This window comes from Chryseobacterium sp. Leaf405, assembly GCF_001425355.1.
In the GTDB taxonomy this organism is placed as follows: domain Bacteria; phylum Bacteroidota; class Bacteroidia; order Flavobacteriales; family Weeksellaceae; genus Chryseobacterium.
In genome coordinates this window covers 28,444-44,086 of the sequence record NZ_LMQN01000021.1, presented here as the reverse complement: position 1 = coordinate 44,086, position 15,643 = coordinate 28,444, and the positions used below count along the sequence as shown (strand labels likewise).

Genomic DNA, 15,643 nt, shown 5'->3' with positions numbered 1-15,643 from the left:
TAATTTTAGTACCACAAAACGATCACTGCAATTGACATTCTGATAAAGCAAGAATCTATTGTAAACTCTTAAAACTGTAAATCTACCAACACCGGAAAATGGTCTGACGGATACAACAGATTTTCCCGTCTGTCATTGATGTGTCTGTGAGATTTAATCTTAAATCCTTTTACAAAAATATAATCGATTCTGTCTTTCGGAATTTCATTCACATTAAAAGCTGTGAAAGTTCCTTTCGGACCGTAATGTTTCGTTTCTGAATGATAAAAAGTATCCTGAAGGTTTTGTGACATAATTTTAATCGGTTCTGAATCTTCCGTTAAATTAAAATCTCCGCTCACGGTTACAGGCAAATTTCTCGGATTTATTTCTTTTATTTTCTTTAAAATTAATTCAGAAGATTTCACTCTCGCCACATTTCCGATATGATCGAAATGAAGATTCAGCGCCATGAATTCTTTCTTTGATTTCTTGTCCTTGAAAACAGCGTAGGTACAAATTCTGTTCAAAGCAGCGTCCCAACCTTTAGACGGTTTTCCCGGCGTTTCGGAAAGCCAAAATGTTCCTGAATTTACAATCTGAAGTCTATTGGTATCATAAAAAATTGCTGAAAATTCGCCTTTTTCTTTTCCGTCATCTCTTCCAACGCCTACATAATCGTAATTTTTCAATCCATTTTTAAGATCCTTCATCTGATCCGGAAGTGCTTCCTGAACCCCGAAATAATCTGGATGATAATATGTCAGTAAATCTGCAACGTCCTGTTTTCTGTTGGTCCATGAATTTTCTTTATCGGATTCTACATTCAGCCTGATATTGAAACTCATTACCTTAAGATCCTGTGAAAAAGTCAGTCCAAAAAGCATCAGAAATAGTATTGAAAATCTAAAATTCATTATTGTTGATTTAAAAAGTAAACAAAAATAAAACTTCTGTATGACAGAAAAACTATTAATACGAAGTTTCTTATTAAATTAAGTTCATAAAAAACTCCGGAAAAATTCCGGAGCCTGATATTGGTCTTATGGTTTAAAATAATTATTCTTTGTTGAATTTAAATTCTCTTGAACCCTGTTTGAAAGTCATTGTTTTCTTATCCTGACTGAACGTCATTGAAATTTCTGCCTGCTCAAACGTAAATGTATTATTTCCTGTATAATCGAGGGGAAATTCCGGCTGACCAGTTGCCTGACCGAAAAGCTGATTATTTTTTTCAGTAAACTTAATTTTCAACGGCAGATCTTTGCTTTCATACGTTCCCGTGAAATCCTTCGTATTAATTTTCTCTACAGGTTTTGCGTCAGCAGAAGTCCAGCTATTATTTTTGCTGTTAATATCCGGAATCTGAGAATTTGGATCTATTTTTACGAAATCAATTTCTTTGGCTGAATCCACTTTAAATGTCCACTCCGTATTTCTCTTCCAGATTTCGATCGGTAATTTCACGATCTTTTCTGTTCCATCTTTGAATTTAACCTGAACCGTTGTCGGCATAGGTAATTGTCCGAGATTTTCAATAGTGATCTTTGCTCCGTTCTTGAAATCTCCGTTTACATATTTCACATTTTTTACACCTTGGTCTATTTTCCATTTATTGATGAACCAACCTCTCCAGAACCAGTTCAGCTCTTCTCCCGAAACATTTTCCATCGTGTGGAAGAAATCCCAAGTGGTAGGATGTTTGAAAGCCCAACGATCGATATATGTTCTGAAAGCTTTATCAAATTTTTCAGGTCCCAGAATAGATTCTCTTAAAATGCCAAGTCCCATTCCCGGTTTGTAGTAAGCCAAAATTCCGATGCTGTTTTCCTTCATATTGTCCGGACCTACCATAATCGGCTCATAATTATCACTCATCAGGAAAGACCCCATCTGAGCAATATTTTTCTTTTCGTAATATTCTCCTTTGTTGAAAGCTTCAGTTGAAAGTTCATTGATAAATGTGTTAAAACCTTCGTCCATCCAAGCGAATAATCTTTCGTTGGAGCCTACGATCATCGGAAACCAGTTGTGCCCAAATTCGTGGTCGGTAACTCCCCAAAGTGATTCGCCTTTAGAATCCATATGACAGAAAACGATTCCCGGATATTCCATTCCGCCTTCGTTTCCGGCAACATTGGTGGCTGCAGGATATGTATATTCGTACCATTTTGCAGAATAATGTTCGATCGCTGCTTTTGTATATTCTGTTGATCTCCCCCAAGCCTTTTCTCCCGCACTCTCTACAGGATATGCTGAAATCGCCAATGATTTTTTACCACTTGGAAGATTAATTTTTGCGGCATCTAAAACAAAAGCCGAAGAAGAAGCCCACGCAAAATCTCTTGCTTTTTCTATTTTAAATTTCCATGTTTTGGTTCCTGTTGCCTGATTTTTTCCAACTTCAGCTTCAGAATGGATGGTTACTGTTTTATCGCTGTTCTTTGCCTGTTCCCATCTGTTGTTTTCTTCTTTAGAATACACTTCTTTTGCGTTTAGTAATTCTCCTGAAGCAACAACGTAATGATTTGCGGGAACAGTAATGTTTGCCGTGATATTTCCGTATTCCAGATAGAATTCTGATGCCCCTAGATAAGGCAATGTGTTCCATCCCATAACATCGTCATAGACGCACATTCTTGGATACCACTGAGCAATCGTAAAGATTTTCCCATTTTTGGTATCCTGAATTCCCATTCTGTCGGAACCGTATTTCGGAGAGAGAAAAGAATATTCAATTTTAATTTTGGCAACACCACCCTGAGCTTTTAATTCAGAAGGAAGATCGATCTGCATTCTCGTATCAGTAATGGTATATTTTACATCTTTACCATCGTATTTTACCGATTTTATCTTGTAACCACCTTCAAAAGTTTCACCATGAGCTCCGTTTCTGCTTCCTGATTCCGGCACCACCGCATTTCCTCTTGAATCTTTTTCAAATAAATTCTGATCTAATTGTAACCACAAAAAACCTAATTTATCGGTACTGTTATTAGTATACGTAATTTCTGCCGTTCCTGTAATTTCATTTTTAGCTTCATTCAGACTTACATTTAGGTTATAATCTGCAGAATTCTGCCAATAAGCATATCCGGGCTGCCCGCTTGCAGATCTCGTCGGTGTTCCGGTCTGTGTATAAAAAAATGGCTTAAAAGCCTCTACGTAATCATATTTTGGAGCTTCCTGAGCGTGTGCAGATTGTGAAAACAGCATTACAGCTAAAGCAGAAACAAGGATTGGAAATTTACGATTCATTGAATTATTTTTTGTTTGGTTTATTAGTAAAACAAACTACCGGAATTGTTACATTCCGGTAGTTTTAAATTTGAAATAAGATTAATTGGATTTCTTGGCTTTAATCATTGCTTCCAGTGCATCCCACATTTCCTGCGGAATATCTTCAAGCATATTGAATTCTCCTGCGCCCTGCAACCATTCTCCACCATCGATGGTTACGACTTCACCATTTACAAAAGATGAAAAATCAGATACCAGATAAGCGGCAAGATTCGCCAGTTCCTGATGTTCTCCTACTCTTTTAAGCGGATTTTTTTTAGCTAAATCGAACTGATCTTTCATATCTCCCGGAAGCAGTCTATCCCACGCTCCTTTTGTTGGAAACGGTCCCGGTGCAATTGCATTAAACCTGATATTATACTTCCCCCACTCTACAGCCAAGGATCTTGTCATTGCCAATACTCCTGCTTTTGCGCAGGCTGACGGAACGACATACGCAGAACCCGTCCATGCATACGTTGTGACGATATTTAAAACTGTTCCCGAATTTTTTGAATCAATCCAGTGTTTTCCGACGGAAAGTGTACAGTTTTTTGTTCCTTTCAATACGATATCTAAAATAGAATCGAATGCAGAATGCGTCAATCTTTCTGTTGGTGAAATGAAATTTCCTGCAGCATTATTTAATAGAATATCAATTTTACCGAATTCTTTTAAGGTGGCTTCTTTCATAGCTTCTACCTCATCCCAATTTCTTACATCGCACGCTACACACAGAACTTTTCCGCCGGTTTCTTCTTCTAATTCTTTTGCTGTTACTTGTAATTTTTCCAGATTTCTGGAAGTAATGACAACTTTTGCGCCCAGCTGAAGAAAATATTTGGTCATTGCTTTTCCAAGACCGCTTCCACCACCTGTAACAATGGCAACTTTATCTTTTAATGCGTCTTCACGCAACATTGGTTGTGTATAAAGATTCATACGTTTTATTTTTTCTTAAAAATAACAAATATCGGCGTGCCAAGTTGTAAAATAGATCAAGAAATAATGCTACAAATAGTTATTTCGTCTTTACATCAAAAAAGTGATTGAAAAAAGAAAATTTCATGTTATAAAAGTTCTTCTTTTTATTAAAAAATCAACCGTCGCAAATTCTTAGCCCCGATAGAAACGGCATCCTTTTTTTGTTGTGGCTGGAGCGAAGCGGAAGCCATAACAAAAAAGATAAAGTGGAGAGCGGGAAAAAGCTCCTATAAAACAAAAGCAGTCTGAAAATAAATTATCAGACCGCTTTTATATTGAACAAGATTAAATCTAATTATGAAGCTACAACAGTTCCTTTGAAAGAAAGTGTTTTAGGCGTTTTGCTGTCACTTGTAGTAACATTTACCGTTTTCATAAATGCACCGGAAGCTGCTGCATTATAGCTTGCTTCAACAAATCCTGTTTTACCTGGAAGAATTGGAGTTTTCGTATAATCTGCTGTCGTACAACCACATGATGGTGCTACATTTTCGATAATAATTGGTTTTTTCGTAATATTCGTAAACTCAAATCTGATTACTTTCGGTTTTCCCTGAGGAATATTTCCTACGTCGATAGATTCTGATTTCCATTTGATTGCATCAGCAAGTACTCTTACAATAGGCGTATTTTCAGTGGGAAGTACATTTGCATAAAAAGGAGAACATGCTAAAACTGCTAAAAGCAACGTAATTTTTAAATTTTTCATATATATAAATTAATAGTTAATAAATCTCAACGATATTGTTTGTTATATTTTGATACCACAAATGTAAAGCTATCTTTGAAATTATTTGTTAATTGCTATCAAACATTTGTTAATGAGTTGTTAATGATAAAAGAATAATAGATATTTTTAGATAATATTGCTTCTGAAAATGGAAATAAAGAAACTCAATATTATTATAACACTTGGGCTGATTGCGATTGTAGGGATTTTAATTGCCCAGCTTTTGTGGACTCGGCAAGCGTATAATCTTGAGGATCAAAAATTTAATCAAAAGGTAAATATTGCCCTACTGGAAGTGGTGGAAAAACTATCAGGAGGAAAAAATTCTCTCACTGAAAATCCCGTAGAGAATATTTCTAATGATTATTATGTGGTGAATATTAACAATGAATTCCACCCTACTGTTCTAGAACATTATCTAAAAACAGAATTCACACGTTTTCAGATAAATACAGATTACGTTTACGCATTATACAATTGCCACAGCGATAAGATGATCTATGGAAAATATGTTCAAAAAGATCAAAAAGGAACCAAAGATGAGGTGATAAAGTTTCCAAAGCATAAAAATCTGGTATATTATTTTTCCATCCGTTTTCCTGACAAAACCACTTATCTTATTAGCTCTTTGAGATTCTGGTATTTGTTAACGTTTGCACTGATTATCATCCTTTTAGTGTACGTTTATTCGATTTATACCATTATTCAGCAGAAAAAATTCTCGGAGCTGCAACGGGACTTCATTAATAATATGACGCATGAGTTTAAAACTCCGCTTTCGTCCATCCTTTTAGCTTCAGAATCGCTTAATAAACAAGATCTTGTAAAAGAAAATCCTAAGTTTCAGACCTATACTTCAATTATCATTAATCAAAGTCATAAACTGAATAATCATATTGAAAAAATATTGAATATTGCTAAAAATGATGCTTCAGGATTATTATTAAAACCTCAAAAAATAGTTTTACTTCCTCTTATTCAGGAAATTGCAGAAAGCATAAAACAAAAAAATGAAAATCTTTCCATTCAAATAGAAATAGAAAATAAAACTTCAATTATTGCAGACGAATTTCATTTTACCAATATTATTTACAATATTTTAGATAATTCCATTAAATACTGTGAAATCCATCCTGAGATTATTATTTCATCAAATAAAGATTCAAAAGGCTTATATTTAAGGTTTAAAGACAACGGAATGGGTATTCCCGCTAAGAATATTCCTCATATTTTTGATAAATTTTACAGAGTGAGCGCTAATAAAAGTGACGAAATCAACGGTTTTGGATTAGGACTTTTTTATGTAAAAAAAATAGTTCAGCAGCATAACTGGAAAATTTCAGTCGAAAACAATTCAGATAAAGGAATTACCATCACTTTGTTTTTTCCGTTTTAAATTAATAATAGTAAATGATGGAAAAATCCAAAATTTTATATGCCGAAGATGATCAAACCATCGCTTTTCTGATTCAGGACAGCTTGGAAAATTATTATGAAATCAATCATTATTCGGACGGAAAATCTGCATTGAATGCCTTCAATATGGAAAGTTTTGATATTTGCCTGTTGGACATTATGATGCCTGAATTGAACGGTTTTGAATTAGCACAACAAATTCGTGATAAAAATTCTGAAATCCCCATCATTTTCCTTTCTGCAAAAGCGTTGAAAGAAGACAGAATTAAAGGGTTAAAAATTGGCGCAGATGATTATCTGGTAAAGCCTTTCAGCATTGAAGAACTCATTTTAAAAATTGAAGTTTTCCTGAAACGCTCAAAAAAAACAGACAATTCTCAAACACAATATAAGGTAGGAAAATATAATTTTGATCCTAAAAATTATACCTTAACAGATAATCAAAATACAACAACTCTTACTCAAAGAGAATCTGAATTGCTTCTCTATTTCATCCGCAATAAAAATACCGTCTTGAAAAGGCAGGATATTTTGAAGGTAGTTTGGGGTGACGATGATTATTTTATGGGACGAAGTCTCGATGTTTTCATTTCAAGATTACGAAAAGTATTTGCCAATCAGGAAAACATTGTCATTGAAAATCTTCATGGAATTGGCTTCCGGTTTTCTGAAAAAGAATAAGTTTGAAATGAATTTTCCTTAAAGTAAAGCACTCATTAATTATTCTTGAATTTTAAGTATTTTTATCCTTTGAAAAATTATCATTCATGAAAAATTCGGGAACTGCTGTCTTATTATTTCTTCTATTTTTTAGTTTACATCTTAAAGCTCAAAAATTCGAAAAACTCTATCAATATGTCAATCCGTTGATCGGAACGGAAAAAATGGGACATACTTATCCAGGAGCAACCGCACCTTTCGGAGCCATTCAGCTAAGTCCTGAAACTGATACTATCTCTTATGAACTCAACGGAAAATATAATGGTGACGTTTATAAATATTGTGCAGGTTATCGATATGAAGATAAAACGATTGTAGGTTTCAGTTCGACCCATTTCAGCGGAACGGGACATTCCGATTTGGGCGATTTTTTAATCATGCCGACTGTTGGAAAATTACAGTTGAATCCCGGAACGGCAACCAATCCTGAAAGTGGCTACAGAAGCAGATTCTCCCATCAAAACGAAATTGCAGAAGCCGGATATTACAAAGTAAAATTAGACGATCATAACATTTTAGCTGAAATGACAGCAACGACAAGAGTCGGAGTTCACCGATATACTTTTCCAAAGTCAGATCAGGCACATATCATCTTAGATTTGATGGCAGGAATTTATAATTATGAAGGTAAAAATATCTGGACCTACGTTCGTGTAGAAAACGGAAATACTATTACAGGATATCGACAAACCAACGGCTGGGCAAGAACCAGAACTGTTTATTTTGCGATGAAATTTTCGAAGCCATTTAAATCTTACGGTCAGAAAAATTATGATGGAAAAAACGTTTATAATGGATTTTGGAGAAAATTCGATCAGACTAAAAACTTTCCGGAAATCGCAGGAAAAAACCTGAAAATGTATTTTGATTTTGACACGAATGAAAATGAAGCGATTGAAGTTAAACTGGCAATTTCTCCGGTAAGTCAGGCCAACGCATTAGAAAATTTAGAAACAGAAGCCGGAAATTTATCTTTTGACCAGGTTAAACAACAAACTCAGGAAAACTGGAATAAAGAACTCAATAAAATTGTCATTAAAGGTTCAGAAACAGAAAAAACGAATTTTTATACAGCAATGTATCATACTTTTATCAATCCCACAACTTACATGGATGTAAACGGAGAATATAAAGGGTTAGATCAGAACATTCATAAAGCGGATAATTTTACCAATTATACAACGTTTTCACTTTGGGACACCTACCGTGCGCTTCACCCTTTCTTTAATATTATTCAACCTAAAAGAAACGGTGATATGGTGAAATCGATGATGGCTCATTACGATCAGTTTTCAATGAAAATGTTGCCGATCTGGTCGCATTATGCGAATGACAATTGGTGTATGAGCGGCTATCACAGTGTAAGCGTGGTTGCAGATGCAATTATTAAAGGAAATTATCAAGGTGATAAAAAAGCAGCATTACTAGCTTGCGTGGAAACTGCCAACAAAAGAGATTACGAAGGCATCGGACTTTACATTGACAAAGGATATATTCCGGCTGAAAAAAGTGGAACTTCAGTTTCCAATACCTTGGAATATGCTTATGATGATTGGGCAATTGCTCAGTTGGCGAAACATTTGGGCGAAACGGAAATTTACAATCAATTTATCAAACGTTCTGAAAACTGGAAAAATAATTTTGATAAAACCATCGGATTTATGCGTCCCCGTTTGGCGGATGGAAGTTTTAAGAAAGATTTCAATGAGTTGAGTACCCACGGCCAAGGCTTCATTGAAGGAAATTCATGGAATTACAGTTTCTTTGTTCCTCAAAATCCGGATGAATTAATTACGCTGATGGGCGGAAAGAAAAAATTCGCTGCAAAACTGGACGAATTGTTCACCATGCATTTGCCAGACGAGTTTTTCGCAGACACGGAAGATATTACAAGAGAAGGAATTATTGGAGGCTATGTCCATGGAAATGAACCGGCGCATCATGTTGCTTATTTCTACAATTGGGCAGGGCAACCTTGGAAAACTCAGGCTCAGATTAGACGAATTTTAGAAATGCAGTATAAAGCAACTCACGATGGATTGGGCGGAAACGATGATGCAGGGCAAATGAGTGCCTGGTATATTTTAAGTTCGCTTGGCTTTTATCCGGTTGCTCCGGGATCGGAAAATTATATAATTGGAAGTCCGGCAATTGATAACGCTATTTTAAATTTGGAGAACGGAAAAACGTTTGAAATTGAAGCGATCAATCAAGATTCGAAAAACGTATATGTTCAAAAAGTTCTTTTGAATGGAAAAGAAATTGAAAACTTTACGCTGAAACATTCTGAGATTATGAACGGCGGAAAACTGAGTTTTTATATGAGTTCAAAACCTAAAAAATAAGCGTTCAAATTATTATTATAAATCGGCTGCAGTTTGCAGTCGTTTTTGTTTTAATAATTTTAGGCTAAAGCCAATTCCTATTGATGATTATTTTACATTTTAAATTTAAAAATCTTCTTTAATTTTTAGCTTATGTGTTCTGCCCCATTGTGAAAGCGCCATAATAACAGGTTTTAGGGTTCGGCTGTAATCTGTTGAAATATATTCTACAACAATCGGCGTTTGCTCGGTATGTACTACTCTTTTCACGAAACCATTTAATTCCAAATCTTTTAACTCGTTGGAAAGTACCCTTGCTGAAATTCCTTTAATTGTTCTTTGTAATTCATTAAAACGGATATTTCCATTTTCCTGTAATACAATAATGATCTTCAGTTTCCATTTTCCGCCGATGACATAAATGGCATCTTCTACTGAGGAAAGGTTTTCAGAACATCTTTGTGCGGTTATTGGTTCTTCTAAAGCAACTGTATTATCCATAGTTCAAATTTTTCAACTAACTAAAAGGTTACTGCTAACCTTTTGTTTACTACTAACTTTTGATAAGCAAATGTACATAATTTTGTCAAAGAAATTTTAAAATTTAAAACATGAAAAATATCCTTCACATTATTTCAAGCCCAAGAGTTGGAATATCCGACAGCAGAAAATTAGGAAATGCTGTTATTGAAAAAATTCAGGAAAAATATTCAGATGTAGTTATAAAGGAACGTGACCTGACGAAAAATCCGGTTCCGTTTTTGGAGGAAGTGCACATCAATACTTTTTTCTCGCCTGCAGAAAGTCATTCGCCGGAACAGGAAGAAATCAACAAATATTCTCAGGGATTAATTGCAGAATTGCAGGAAGCAGATATTATTGTGGTAGAGTCTCCGATGTACAATTTTTCAGTTCCCGCTACGCTCAGAGCTTATTTTGATTTTACTTCAAGGGCTGGGTACACTTTTAAATATGATGAAAACGGTCCTCAAGGTCTTTTGAATGATAAAAAATTATATATTGCTTTCACTTCTGGCAATATTTATTCAGAAGGTCCGTATCAAAGTAATGATTCTAATGTACCTTACGTCAAAAATATCTTTGGTTTTTATGGCGTTAAAGATGTAAGTGTTTTCCGTGCAGAAGGTCTGGCAATTCCAGGAATTCAGGAAACTTCTATGGAAAAAGCAATTAACAGTATTGTTATCGATTAATTTTTAGATAATAAGTGTCAGAAAACAAAGCCTTTCCAAATTTGAAAAGGCTTTGTTTTATTTATTCCTGAACTTCAAAAAAGAATTTTTCTACAGTCAAGATTATTTATCAAAATTTGTTTTCTCTTCGTATATTTTTAGAGAAATATCTTTCAAAATTTTTCCTTTTTCATCGATTTGGTAATAGTAATTTCCTTTTTTACCAAAAATTTCATCATTCTCTTTTTTTAAACTATATCCATAAAAAACATTTGGTTTTATTTCATCATATATAAAAGGACAAATCGTTTCATTATCAATATTCAGAATACCATATTTGTTATTTTTATCTGCAAAACTAAATTCATCCTTTGTTCAAATCTATCATAAATAGGAGGAATAATTATTTTGAATGTTTCAGATTCAATCAATCCTGTTTTTCCATTTTTTTTGATAAAATGTCTTTTTTCTGGTCCATATTCTACCCAATTTGAAATTTCATCATATACTATGGGTAATAAGATTTTATTATCAACATCAATAATTCCGTATTTTTTATTTTTTGAAACAATCAACTTATTGTGATTGTAAAAAATTGGCATAATGGAATCATATTCCCTTATAAGTATTTTGTTGTTGATGTCGATGAGTTTTTCATCAGCAACAAAAAGGTTTTTTTGTCTTAAATCTTCATCATCAAATTTGTCATAAACCGGGAAAAGAGATTCATATTTTGTCGGAATTTTCGTTTTACCACTTTCCGAAATTACACCATAATATTTACCTTTTTTAACACTTAAAAAATGAGTCCCTTCAATTTTGTAAATTCCATCATAGTCAAAAGGAATAACGACATTCCCTTGCCAATCAACAATTCCATATTTTCCTTTTAGATTTTTGTATGTTATTGTAGGATTTGAAACAGAAAAATCGTTGTATATTGGTTCTTCTGATTCGCCTATTTTTTTTAAATCTTTATTATAGAAGAAAAATATTTTTCCTTTTTTGACATTATAATATTCAGAATTTAAATGATGGGTATCATAATATTCAATAAAATCATATTCTAGCGGAATTCTAAATTCACCAGTAGGTTTTATAATTCCGTATTTTCCATTTCTTTTAACTATTGCATTATGATATGTATCAAAAACCGTTGCAGAATCAAATTTATTATTAGGAAAAGCAGCTTGTGCCCTGGAATTAATAAATTCAAACTTACCATTAGTCTCTACCAAAGCAGCTCCATTTTCAAAAAATGTAGATTCATCTCTTTTAAAAATATCTTTTGAAAAATCTGTAATATAAGCTCTTTTAAAACTGTTTAAATTATCATATTTAAATTCTGAAAGTTGCTTACCCTTATTATTAAATACAGCCCATTTTTTATTTTTTTCAACAAGAACATTGCTATCTTTCATTTCCTGATAAGCTCCATCATAAATAATCGGGATAATTTCTGCTCCTAATTTATTTATAAATCCGCTTTTTCCATCTTTTTTTACTGCAGCCAATCCACTATATCTGAAATAATCAACATTGTCATAAACCAATGGAATAATTAACTTTCCAGAATTATCAATAAAACCCCATTTTCCATTTTTGTGAACTGCAGCCAATCCGTAAGAAAAAACATTTATCCCATCATAATCTCCTTCTAATTTCAGATTATTCTTAGTAATAAAAAATTCTTTCCCATCATTTTTTGCATAAGCAAGTCCGTTTTCAAATGGATTAAGAAAATCATATTCAAAAGGAATTTGTATAATGCTGTCTTTATTAACAAATCCCCATTTATCAGGATTATTGAGCTTTACCCTAAACCAATTAGTTTCCTTATCCAGCTCCCAATGCGAAATATTTTTCTTCGATAAATCCATTTTATCATTTTCTTGAGATTTAGAATCACAGGAAACAAAAAGCAAGAAAAACAACACGAACATTCTCATCATTCTGAACAGCATTTAATATTAGATTTTTTTGATACTAAATCTCAAAAAGCAAACGCTCCCCGAATTTCTGTTCATTAATTTTTCCGTTATCATAAACCAAATTTCCGTTGACGAAAGTGTGAGTAACTTTAGAATGGAAATTCATTCCTTCCAACGGGCTCCAACCGCATTTGTAAAGGATATTTTCTTTGGCAACCGTCCAGTTTTCGTTTACATCAACCAAAACCAAATCTGCCTTGTAACCCTCTCTCACGAAACCTCTTTTTTCAACCCTGAAAAGAATCGCAGGATTATGAGCCATTTTTTCAACAATTTTCTCTAAAGAAATTTTTCCGTTGATGTAATTTTCCAACATGACAACCAAAGAATGTTGAACCAAAGGTGCTCCGGAAGGACATTTTGTATACACATTCTGCTTTTCTTCCCACGTGTGAGGTGCGTGATCGGTTGCAATCACATCAATTCGGTCATCCAATAATGCTTCCCAAAGTCCGTCTTTGTCTTTTTGAGTTTTTACGGCCGGATTCCATTTTATCAATCCACCTTTTGTATCGTAATCTTCATTGGTGAAAGTCAGGTGATGAACACAAACTTCCGCAGTAATTTTTTTATCTTTTAGAGGAATATCATTGCTGAAAAGTTCCATTTCCTTTGCCGTCGACAAATGAAAAACGTGAAGTCTTGCACCAGTTTTCTTTGCCAATTCAACCGCTTTTGAAGAAGATTTATAACAAGCTTCCTCGCTTCTGATCAAATGATGGAATTTTACAGGAATATCTTCACCATATTCATCCATATATTTTTGAGTATTGGCTTTAATTGTCGCTTCATCTTCGCAGTGAACAGCAATCAACATTTTTGTATTGCTGAAAATATTCTCCAGCGTTTCAGGATTGTCAACCAACATATTTCCTGTGGAAGAGCCTAAAAACAATTTAATTCCGGGAACATTTCTTGGATTTGTTTTCAACACTTCCTCTAAATTATCATTGGTTCCGCCCATCATGAAACCATAATTGGCATATGCTTTTTGAGATCCAATCTCATATTTATCTGCTAATAATTCCTGAGTAACTGCATTAGGGACAGTGTTAGGCTGATCGATAAAACTGGTAATTCCTCCTGCGATTGCTGCACGGGATTCTGTTTCAATATCGCCTTTATGCGTCAAACCCGGATCACGGAAATGCACCTGATCATCAATAACGCCCGGTAAAAGATATTTTCCTTCACCATCAATAACTTGATCTGCTTCTTCAGAAATTTGAGAATCTATTTTGGAAATTAAATCGTTTTCAATTAAAATATCACCTTCAACGATCTCTCCTTCGTTGACGATTTTTACGTTTTTGATTAAGGTCTTCATTTTTTACTTAGAAATTAGATGTTAGATCTTAGAAGTTAGTTTTGATATTGAAAATTAAAAAAGTGTAATCACTAATTTCTAATCTCCAATCTCTAACTTCTGTAATAAAGCAAAATTAAGATTTATGAATGAATTTTAACCTCCCTGATAAAAAATCAATTCCTAATTATTTACATTTGCATAAAATTTCACATTTTGAAGAAACTTCTCAACGAGACAATTATATATGGAATTGGGGCGATTATGCCGAGGATTATTGTTGTATTGCTTAATTATCTGTTTATTAAAAATATCGACAACAGTGCTTTTGCAATTTTCACCAACCTGTATGCATTGATTTCTTTTGTAAATATTGTACTTTCTTTCGGTTTTGAAACTGCCTATTTTAGATTTTCATCTGATAAAGAAAATGAACAGAAAGTTTTCAATACCTCATTTTGGTTTCTGACAGGCTTATCTTCTGTTTTTTTACTACTTGTCTTATTATTTAACCAACCTATAGCCGACGCATTAGATTATTCTTCCAACCCTGAATATATCCGATGGTTTGCATGGATTGCTTTTTTTGACAATATTTTGGTTATTCCTTTAGCTTGGTTCAGATTTCACAACAAACCAATAAAATATACGACAATCAGGGTAACCCAAGCTATTTTCCAAAGTGCTTTTGCGATTGCTTTATTCCTTTATATCCCACAAGAATTTAGTTTAAAATTAGGGTTGAAAGAAAAAGTATCTTATCCTTTTTACAGCAATTTGGCAGCAAGTTTTTTGGGAGTTGTATTGGTTTTCCCAATACTTTTAAAAGTGAAATTCCAGTTTTCAAAAGATCTTTTTACACAAATGATCAAATATTCATGGCCGATTATGATTGCCGGTTTGGCTTTTATGGTGAATGAAAATTTTGATAAATCCATACAGAAATTTTTAATTGAAGATGAAAATGCCGGAGCTTACGGTGGCTGCTATAAAATGGCAGTCTTGATGACACTTTTCGTGACCGCTTACAGAATGGGAATTGAGCCGTTTTTCTTTAAGCAGATGAACAACGAAAACGCCAAATATACCTACGCAAAAGTGACGGAATATTTCTCTTTTTTTGCATCAATCGTTGCACTGGGAATTATTGCCAATGTATCTTGGCTTAAACTTTTACTGGTTCCAAACAGTTCTTATTGGATTGCCATTAATATCATCCCGATTATTGTAATTGCCAATTTATTTTTTGGAATTTATTATAATCTTTCGACTTGGTATAAAGTGACTGACAGAACAAGAATCGGAACTTACATTTCCTGGACAGGGGCGATTATTACGATTATATTAAATTTAACTTTATTGAAAACTTACGGTTTCATGGTTTCCGCCTGGGTGACCTTAGCTGCATATTTCTTCATGATGGTTCTTTCCTATTGGCTAGGTCAAAAATACTATCCAATCCCTTACAGAATGAGGAAAATATCTTTTTTCGTAGTACTTTTGGCCGTCTTCAGTTATATGATTGTTGAATTCTTTGATTATAATATATGGATCGGGAATCTACTGTTCTTAGTCTATGCAGGAATTTTGATTTATTCCGAAAAAAAAATGCTGTTATCAAAAATTAAAAGATAGGCTTTCATCCGGTTTACTTGTATTACAAATTTTAACAGATGTTTAAAAAGGTATAAATCATGCCAAGCCATTGATATTAATTCCTA

At 33.7% G+C, this 15,643-nt stretch carries 12 protein-coding genes; 5 read left to right on the top strand and 7 right to left on the bottom strand.

Annotated features, from left to right (window positions below):
• Positions 1–68: 68 nt before the first annotated feature.
• The 4 genes from ASG22_RS20175 to ASG22_RS20160 form a co-directional block, all read right to left on the bottom strand.
• Positions 69–896 (bottom strand): endonuclease/exonuclease/phosphatase family protein, encoded by an 828-nt coding sequence (locus ASG22_RS20175; RefSeq protein ID WP_055988490.1) that lies wholly within the window; start codon positions 894–896, stop codon positions 69–71.
• Positions 897–1,038: 142 nt separating this feature from the next.
• Positions 1,039–3,237 carry a M1 family metallopeptidase gene (locus ASG22_RS20170; RefSeq protein ID WP_055988488.1) on the bottom strand — a complete coding sequence of 733 codons (2,199 nt, stop codon included), beginning with the start codon at positions 3,235–3,237 and terminating at the stop codon, positions 1,039–1,041.
• An 81-nt stretch (positions 3,238–3,318) separates the two neighbouring features.
• Positions 3,319–4,200, bottom strand: coding sequence for an SDR family oxidoreductase (locus ASG22_RS20165; protein WP_055988485.1), 882 nt, complete (start codon positions 4,198–4,200; stop codon positions 3,319–3,321).
• 337 nt (positions 4,201–4,537) lie between these two features.
• Positions 4,538–4,951 (bottom strand): DUF1573 domain-containing protein, encoded by a 414-nt coding sequence (locus tag ASG22_RS20160; protein WP_055988483.1) that lies wholly within the window; start codon positions 4,949–4,951, stop codon positions 4,538–4,540.
• A gap of 169 nt (positions 4,952–5,120) precedes the next feature.
• Between ASG22_RS20160 and ASG22_RS20155 the strand changes: the two genes are divergently transcribed.
• From ASG22_RS20155 to ASG22_RS20145, 3 genes are all read left to right on the top strand, one after another.
• Entirely contained in the window at positions 5,121–6,368 is a 1,248-nt protein-coding gene (locus tag ASG22_RS20155) for a sensor histidine kinase (RefSeq protein WP_055988482.1), read from the top strand.
• A 17-nt stretch (positions 6,369–6,385) separates the two neighbouring features.
• Positions 6,386–7,069: a response regulator transcription factor gene (locus ASG22_RS20150; protein WP_055988665.1), complete on the top strand. Its 684-nt coding sequence runs from the start codon at positions 6,386–6,388 to the stop codon at positions 7,067–7,069.
• An 86-nt stretch (positions 7,070–7,155) separates the two neighbouring features.
• Positions 7,156–9,453 carry a GH92 family glycosyl hydrolase gene (locus ASG22_RS20145; RefSeq protein ID WP_082505065.1) on the top strand — a complete coding sequence of 766 codons (2,298 nt, stop codon included), beginning with the start codon at positions 7,156–7,158 and terminating at the stop codon, positions 9,451–9,453.
• Positions 9,454–9,558: 105 nt separating this feature from the next.
• Here ASG22_RS20145 and ASG22_RS20140 read toward each other — a convergent pair whose 3' ends face one another.
• On the bottom strand, positions 9,559–9,933 hold the full coding sequence (locus tag ASG22_RS20140) for a winged helix-turn-helix transcriptional regulator (RefSeq protein WP_055988480.1): 375 nt from the start codon (positions 9,931–9,933) through the stop codon (positions 9,559–9,561).
• Between the two features lie 110 nt (positions 9,934–10,043).
• On the opposite strand from ASG22_RS20140, the gene ASG22_RS20135 reads away from it, so the two are divergent.
• The gene (locus ASG22_RS20135; protein ID WP_055988478.1) at positions 10,044–10,646 is read left to right on the top strand and encodes an FMN-dependent NADH-azoreductase; all 603 of its coding nucleotides are present in this window, start codon (positions 10,044–10,046) and stop codon (positions 10,644–10,646) included.
• A 302-nt stretch (positions 10,647–10,948) separates the two neighbouring features.
• On the opposite strand, the gene ASG22_RS20130 is transcribed toward ASG22_RS20135, so the two are convergent.
• Both ASG22_RS20130 and ASG22_RS20125 read right to left on the bottom strand, forming a co-directional pair.
• Entirely contained in the window at positions 10,949–12,505 is a 1,557-nt protein-coding gene (locus ASG22_RS20130) for a WG repeat-containing protein (RefSeq protein WP_185113831.1), read from the bottom strand.
• Between the two features lie 106 nt (positions 12,506–12,611).
• Positions 12,612–13,943: a dihydroorotase gene (locus ASG22_RS20125; protein WP_055988474.1), complete on the bottom strand. Its 1,332-nt coding sequence runs from the start codon at positions 13,941–13,943 to the stop codon at positions 12,612–12,614.
• Positions 13,944–14,138: 195 nt separating this feature from the next.
• Here ASG22_RS20125 and ASG22_RS20120 point away from each other — a divergent pair, with 195 nt between their 5' ends.
• A complete protein-coding gene (locus ASG22_RS20120) occupies positions 14,139–15,557 on the top strand; it encodes a lipopolysaccharide biosynthesis protein (protein ID WP_055988472.1) in 1,419 nt (472 codons plus the stop codon).
• The last annotated feature ends 86 nt before the right edge of the window (positions 15,558–15,643 follow it).